Origin of the sequence: Nocardia coffeae, assembly GCF_019890715.1 — a bacterium.
Classification (GTDB): Bacteria; Actinomycetota; Actinomycetes; order Mycobacteriales; family Mycobacteriaceae; genus Nocardia; species Nocardia jiangxiensis.
Genome location: NZ_JAINZY010000087.1, coordinates 1 through 367 on the forward strand (window position 1 = coordinate 1; position 367 = coordinate 367).

The 367-nt window shown below is 64.3% G+C and carries 1 protein-coding gene; it reads left to right on the top strand.

Annotated features, from left to right (window positions below; translation table 11 throughout):
* Positions 1-77: 77 nt before the first annotated feature.
* Positions 78-367 (top strand): transposase (locus tag K7711_RS47160; protein ID WP_222979720.1); only part of this gene is annotated, 290 nt, incomplete at its 3' end.

A 367-nucleotide genomic window follows, 5' to 3' on the forward strand; every position in this document is an offset into this window, starting at 1 on the left:
CGGGCCTGTCTGAGATCTTGTGGGCGGGACGGTGATCGGAGAGGCTGAGGCGGCGTGTCTCAGCGGAAGGGGTCATCGTGTCGGAGGAGTCGGTGCCGGCGGCCGGGGAGCGGTCGGCAGCGGACGGTCTGGATGTCCGGATCGCCCAGGAGTTGATCGATAAGGCGCGGAGAGAAGGTGTGTCGCTGGCGGGTCCGGGTGGTTTGCTGTCCCAGATCACGAAAACTGTTCTGGAAACGGCGTTGAACGCCGAGATGGACGAGCACCTCGGATATTCCAAGGGTGAGCAGCCGGTCCGTGGGGATGGGAATCACCGGAACGGGCGGTCGCAGAAGACGGTGCATACCGATGTGGGTTCGGTGCGGAT